The organism is Streptomyces sp. NPDC054863 (genome assembly GCF_053610825.1).
Map to the genome: position 1 here is coordinate 1 of NZ_JBSGZD010000403.1, position 5555 is coordinate 5555.

7 protein-coding genes are annotated in these 5555 nt (G+C 70.7%); 3 read left to right on the forward strand and 4 right to left on the reverse strand.

Features of this window, described 5'->3' with window-relative positions; translation table 11 throughout:
* Positions 1-338: 338 nt before the first annotated feature.
* The gene (locus tag ACWGIG_RS36335) at positions 339-722 is read left to right on the forward strand and encodes a hypothetical protein (RefSeq protein WP_453325986.1); all 384 of its coding nucleotides are present in this window, start codon (positions 339-341) and stop codon (positions 720-722) included.
* Positions 723-1086: 364 nt separating this feature from the next.
* Complete coding sequence (locus ACWGIG_RS36340) at positions 1087-1374, forward strand: hypothetical protein (RefSeq protein ID WP_453325987.1); 288 nt, start codon at positions 1087-1089, stop codon at positions 1372-1374.
* A 7-nt stretch (positions 1375-1381) separates the two neighbouring features.
* Here ACWGIG_RS36340 and ACWGIG_RS36345 read toward each other — a convergent pair whose 3' ends face one another.
* Entirely contained in the window at positions 1382-1912 is a 531-nt protein-coding gene (locus tag ACWGIG_RS36345) for a hypothetical protein (protein ID WP_453325988.1), read from the reverse strand.
* Positions 1913-2223: 311 nt separating this feature from the next.
* Between ACWGIG_RS36345 and ACWGIG_RS36350 the strand changes: the two genes are divergently transcribed.
* Positions 2224-3027 carry a S1 family peptidase gene (locus ACWGIG_RS36350; RefSeq protein ID WP_453325989.1) on the forward strand — a complete coding sequence of 268 codons (804 nt, stop codon included), beginning with the start codon at positions 2224-2226 and terminating at the stop codon, positions 3025-3027.
* Between the two features lie 7 nt (positions 3028-3034).
* Here ACWGIG_RS36350 and ACWGIG_RS36355 read toward each other — a convergent pair whose 3' ends face one another.
* From ACWGIG_RS36355 to ACWGIG_RS36365, 3 genes are all read right to left on the reverse strand, one after another.
* On the reverse strand, positions 3035-3595 hold the full coding sequence (locus tag ACWGIG_RS36355; protein ID WP_453325990.1) for a TetR/AcrR family transcriptional regulator: 561 nt from the start codon (positions 3593-3595) through the stop codon (positions 3035-3037).
* Between the two features lie 230 nt (positions 3596-3825).
* Positions 3826-5217: an amidase gene (locus ACWGIG_RS36360; protein WP_453325991.1), complete on the reverse strand. Its 1392-nt coding sequence runs from the start codon at positions 5215-5217 to the stop codon at positions 3826-3828.
* Entirely contained in the window at positions 5204-5410 is a 207-nt protein-coding gene (locus ACWGIG_RS36365; protein ID WP_453325992.1) for a hypothetical protein, read from the reverse strand. The genes ACWGIG_RS36360 and ACWGIG_RS36365 overlap by 14 nt, the downstream gene beginning before the upstream one ends.
* Between the last annotated feature and the right edge of the window lie 145 nt (positions 5411-5555).

Consider the following 5555-nt stretch of genomic DNA (forward strand, 5'->3'; position numbering starts at 1 on the left):
CCCGTGCGGGGGGTCACCCTTAGCGGGGTCGGGGGGGGGGCCGGGGCCGCGGGTGGGGTCGGCGGGGGCGGCAGGGCTTGCGCGCCGGTGGGCGGGCGCGTTCCGACGCGCCCTCCCACCTCGGCCAGGTCCCTGTGTCCACTCTCCGACCGGCTGGTGAGCGCCGTCGCGCCCGGTGACGACCCGCACCCGGCAGCGGGCCCGGAGCCCCGGCAGGGAATGGCCTGTTCCGCGCTCCTCATCCGTCACCGCAGCGCCACAGAATGTGCTCCGGGCTCGTGAATGCCCGTCCACCCGGAGAGGGCACTCGGGTCAGTTCCATGACGAGGAGGCACCCTGTGCATCTGCTCGGAACCCGAACAGCTAGGGCCTCAGCGACTGTCCTGGCTGCCGTCGCGCTGACGCTGGCACCGCTCGCGGGCAGCGCACACGCCGGGGACACGGCAGCCCTCGCGAGCCACGGCTGCCCCAGCGGCTACGTCTGCCTGTATCCGAACGCGAGCTGGAACAACGACACGCCCGCGTTCAAGTGGTACCGCTACGGCTCCTACAACCTCAGCAACCAGTTCGGCTACAAGCGGTTCTTCAACAACCAGACCGGCGACGCCAAGGCTCGCAACTGTCTCGGGTACAACGGCACCAACTGCCAGGGCAACCAGACGGCCGGCACCTGGTGGGACTACGACTACACCCCGTACAACTCGGTGAAGCTGGAACCGTAGCCCCGACGCCGCGGCGCGGGCGGCCAGGTGGCGGGCCGGAGACCCGTACCGCATGCGTACGGCAGCGGAGAAGCGGCTGCACGCCACGGTCAAGCGTGTGTCGGACGGGCGGGTGGCCCGGGGACGCGATTCCCCTGGGCCACCCGGCCACGTGAGTGTGTACGCCGACACCGGCCTCTCGCGGACTGTCGGTCACGGCCCAGGACCGGGACCACCCGCGATCAACTGATCGCGCCTGAGAGCCCGTCCCGCAGGCGCGTCACCGCCACCCGGATGCGGTAGGCGAGATACGGGTGTGGCGTGACTTCCTGAGAACCCGCCCGTTGAGGATGTGTTTTGTTCGCCGGTGTTCTCTGGAGGATCCATGTTCCGTACCCGTACCACTCTTGCCGTCCTGATGCTGGCCGCGGCCGGCGCACTCGGGGTGGCCTCGCCCGCGCTCGCGCTCGCCCACTGCCCCGAGCCCGTCACCCTGGTGCTCTCCGACGAAGACCACGAACGCTTCCTGCTGGAGTCCCCGGAAATTCGGCGGCTCATCCAGAGCGACCGGGAGTACCGGGACGCCTGGCTCGGATGCGCGGCGCCCAGCCGGGTCGAGCCGAACATCTGGGGCCAGGGCTACGTCTGCATTCCGGAGGGTGCCGTGCAGTAAGCCACGGCTACCGTCCCGTGCTCCCGGTGGACGGCTGGGGGAGTACGGGCGGGGGCGGGGGCGCGAGGGAGAGCAGTGCCCACCGGCGGCGGCCGTCCCGCGCGCTCTCCACCCCGCAGTCCGCTGCTCCTCTGGTGGCGACGGTCCGCAGGAGCGAGCCGTCGTCGGGGCGCTCGGCGTGGGGGCCGCTGCTGAGGACGAGCACCATGGCATGGTCCCGGTGGTCGGCGAGATGCACGCTCAGGTGGTCGCCCCCGTCGTCCACGGCCGCCGTCACCAGCAGCCTGACCACCGCGCGCACCGTCTCCGCGTCGAAGCGGTGGTAGCCCCAGGTGTGCAGCGCCTCCTCGACCCGCCTGCTCGCGCCGGACGGCGTCCACGGCCGGGACTCCAGCGGCCAGTTCCTGCCGCGCCGGTCCGCGATCCTCGTCCGCATCCACGACTTCGACGGCATCGGCGGCGGGTCCGGGGGCGGCAGAGGGCGCTTGGGCGGTGGTTCGCTCCTCGGCGGGAAGGTCGGCCGGTGCGGTGCTTCCACGAGTACCTCCCGCGCGTACGGACAAAGGGCGTGCGTCCAGCGTAGACCTGCCCCGGCAGCCCCGGGTGCGAACAACATGACGTGCACGCGGTCGAGTTGCGGGTGGTATCCGCCGGAACCGAGCTGCATTCGCGCCGGTTCGGAGGAACCGACGCCGTGGTCGCAACGTCATGATCAGTGACCTCAATCGTGGTCATGACCTGCAGCGCACGGGCGGCACCGGCATCGACCATGCCGCAGATCGCCAGATCGCCAGATCGCCAGATCGCCAAATCGCTCGTGCGCCGTGAAACTTTCTCTGGGGAACCCTCGTGCCGACGTACCACCGCCGTTCCAAGGCCGCCGTGTTGACCGCCGCAGCCGCCCTCGCAGTCGCAGGCCTGGCAGCCACCGCGACTCCCGCAGCCGCGATCCACGGCGGCAAGAACACCACCACCACGGACCACCCGTACACGATGGAGATCCGCAGCAAGGCGACCAACGGCGTCGTGAGCGAGCACATTTGCGGCGGCACCCTCATCGCGCCGGACAAGGTGCTGACCGCAGCCCACTGCATAGACGAAGAGGAGGGCAAGCCGCCCGTCACCTTCGAGGTGGTCGGCGGCCGAACCGACCTGCGGACCACCAAGGGCACGGTCCGCCAGATCGCTTCGATGAAGATCCACCCCAAGTTCGACGCGCCCAACTACCTGTACGACGCGGCCGTCCTCACCCTGGCCAAGCCGATGCCGTACAAGACGCTGCCCGTCGCCGGGCCGAAGGACGCCGCGCTCTTCGAGTCCGGCCGGTCCGCGACCGCACTGGGCTGGGGCCTCACCGCCACCGGCACCCAGGGCGTGCGGCTGAAGGCGGCACGTCTGACCCTGTCGCCGCTCAAGGGCTGCGACCCGTACACCCAGCCCACCGACACCCCGCTCAACAAGCTCTGCACGATTCCCGCCACCGGCACCTTCGACAGCACCTGCCGGGGCGACTCGGGCGGCCCGCTGATCGTGGCCGGCAAGCTGGTCGGGATCGCCTCCACCGGCAACAGTTACTGCAACAAGGACTACCCGACCGCTCTCTTCACCCGTACCAGCGCGATCGTCGCCGCGCTGGGTGTGCCGACCGGCTGAGTCGCGGTCAGAGCAGGCGGAGGGCGTTCGTCACGAGTGCGCGCGCGTACGCGGCGTCCAGTTGGCCGGGGCGGAAGAGGATGCGGTACATGATCGGCGCCACGACGCGGTCGATCACCAGTTCCCTGTCGGGTACCGGCTCCCCGCGCAGTACCGCGCGGCTCAGCACGGTGTCGATCTGTTCGGCCGCGTAGGCCGAGCACTGCCCGGCGTTGCTGCCGTCAGGGGCGCCCAGCAGGGCGTCCCTGAGGTACGCGCGCCCGGGGGGAGAGGCCATCTCGTCGAGGAACTGCTCCGCCCAGGCGTCGAGGTCGCCCCGGAGGCTCCCCAGGTCGGCCGGGTCCGTTTCCGGACGCAGCCGTTCGACCGCGACGTCGGACAGGAGTTCCTGGAGGTCGCCCCAGCGACGGTAGATCGTGGAGGGGGTCACGCCCGCCCGGGCGGCCAGCATCGGGACGGTCAGCGCATCGCGGCCCACCTCGCCGACGAGTTCACGCACCGCGGCGTGGACGGACTCCTGTACACGGGCACTGCGCCCGCCGGGGCGGGACATGGGCTTGGGGCTCATGTGATGCACCTTAACGCGAATTCGTTGCTTCTAGCTGCCCCGTACATCCCGCATGCTCCGTACATCCCGTCTGCCCCGCACGCCCTGCACGGCGCATACGCCTCACACCCCCCTACGCCCCCGTACGCCCGGGAGTTACGGATTCCCGCCCTCGGGGCGATGCGGACTGCGCGGGAGCCACCGGTGGACGTCCCGTGCCGACCTGTGCCGGCCGGGACGTCCACCGGCTCTCAGACAGTGACCGGCGCGAGCCGCCCCGCACCGGCCATCGCTTCTTCGTAGACCCGGCCCACGCGGAGCACCGTCGCATCGTGGAAGGGCCGCGCCATCAGCTGCATGCCGATGGGCAGTCCCGCGTGGTCGTGACCGACCGGCAGGGTGAGCGCGGGCATGCCGGTGATGTTGGCCGGGGCGCAGAGCCGGACGTAGCTTTCGGACACGGACTCGGTCGTGCCGTCGGCCCACGCGACCTCGTCCTGGTCCGACTTCGCCGCCGTCATCGGCACCGTCGGAGCGGCGAGGACGTCGATTCCGTCGAACATGCGGGCCCAGGCGTCGCGGATCATCGTGCGGGCCCGCTGGGCGCGGAGGTAGTCGCCCGCCGAGGTGAGTTCGCCCGCCTCCAGCAGGATGCGGATGTCCGGGGCGTACGAGTCGGGCGTGGCCCGTAGTGCGCGCTCGTGGTAGGCGCTGGCCTCGGGGACCATCAGCCCCCACTGCACGGCCTGGAGGTAGCGCGCCATCGGGATCTCGACGTCGACGAGCTCCGCCCCGAGCTCCGCCAGCCGTTCGATCGCGCTGCGTACCGACTCCTCCACCTCGGGGGCGACCCGGTCGAAGTAGTGGTTGCGGGGCACTCCGACCTTCAGGCCCTTGAGGTCGCCCCGTGCGAGGAAGTCCGCCGGGGGGCCGGAGACGCTCGCCGGGTCGCGCGGGTCGTGGCCGGCCGTCGCCGACAGGACCAGCCCGGCGTCCTGGACGGTTCGGGTGAGCGGGCCCACGTGGTCCAGGGACCAGGAGAGCGAGGTCACGCCGGACCGGGGAAGGAGGCCGTAGGTGGGTTTGAGGCCCACGACGCCGTTCAGAGCGGCCGGAACCCGGATGGAACCACCCGTGTCCGTACCCATGGCGAATGTCGCCCCACCGGCGGCGACGGCCACCGCCGAGCCGCCGCTCGACCCTCCCGCGACCCGGCCGCGGTCCCATGCGTTGCGCGTCTGCGGCGTGGTCAGACCGTAGGCGAACTCGTGCGTGTGCGTCTTGCCCAGGAAGACGGCCCCGGCGGCTGCGAGCCGTTCGGCCACGGCGCTGTCGTGCTGCGCCACATGCCCGGCCCGGACGTCCGAACTCGCCGTGGTGGGCATGCCCTTGACGTCGATGAGGTCCTTCAACCCCATGGGTATGCCGTGCAGCGGCCCACGCGGCCCGCTGTGGGAGATTTCCCGTTCCGCGCGGACGGCCGAGGCCCGGGCGGCGTCGGCGGCGACGGTGACATAGGCACCGAGCCGCCCTTCGACCGCTTCGATGCGCTCCAGTACGGATGTGGTGAGTTCGACGGGAGACAGCTCACGGGTCCGGAGCGCTCGGGAGGCTTCGGTGAGCGACAGCTCAAACGGTTGCATCGGCGTGCTCCGGTCCTGCCCGGTAGGAAGTGGCGGGCGGTACGTCGCCGAAGTCGAGCTCGCGCAGCGTGGCGATGACGGAGTGGATGTAGTTGGCGGTCGCGGCCACCTCTTCGTGACGGTCGTCCACCAGGGGAAGCCCGGCCCGTAGCGCCCCTCGGGCCGCTTCCTGGGGGGTGAGTTCGCAGGTCATGGTGTCCTTCCGGATCTGTACGGCGCGTCGGCCGAGGACCGCTCCAGGGCCCCCGATCACACAAAAGCGAATCGTTTGCTTTAAGTGACCGTAGAACCTACGGTCACATAAAGCAAACCGATTGGCTTTAGTTCTGGAGGGATCA

Bases quoted from the DNA above. Each gene is read 5' to 3' on its own strand.
- ACWGIG_RS36360 (WP_453325991.1), bottom strand. From the start codon at position 5,217: ATGCAACCGTTTGAGCTGTCGCTCACCGAAGCCTCCCGAGCGCTCCGG.
- ACWGIG_RS36340 (WP_453325987.1), top strand. From the start codon at position 1,087: ATGTTCCGTACCCGTACCACTCTTGCCGTCCTGATGCTGGCCGCGGCC.
- ACWGIG_RS36355 (WP_453325990.1), bottom strand. From the start codon at position 3,595: ATGAGCCCCAAGCCCATGTCCCGCCCCGGCGGGCGCAGTGCCCGTGTA.
- ACWGIG_RS36365 (WP_453325992.1), bottom strand. From the start codon at position 5,410: ATGACCTGCGAACTCACCCCCCAGGAAGCGGCCCGAGGGGCGCTACGG.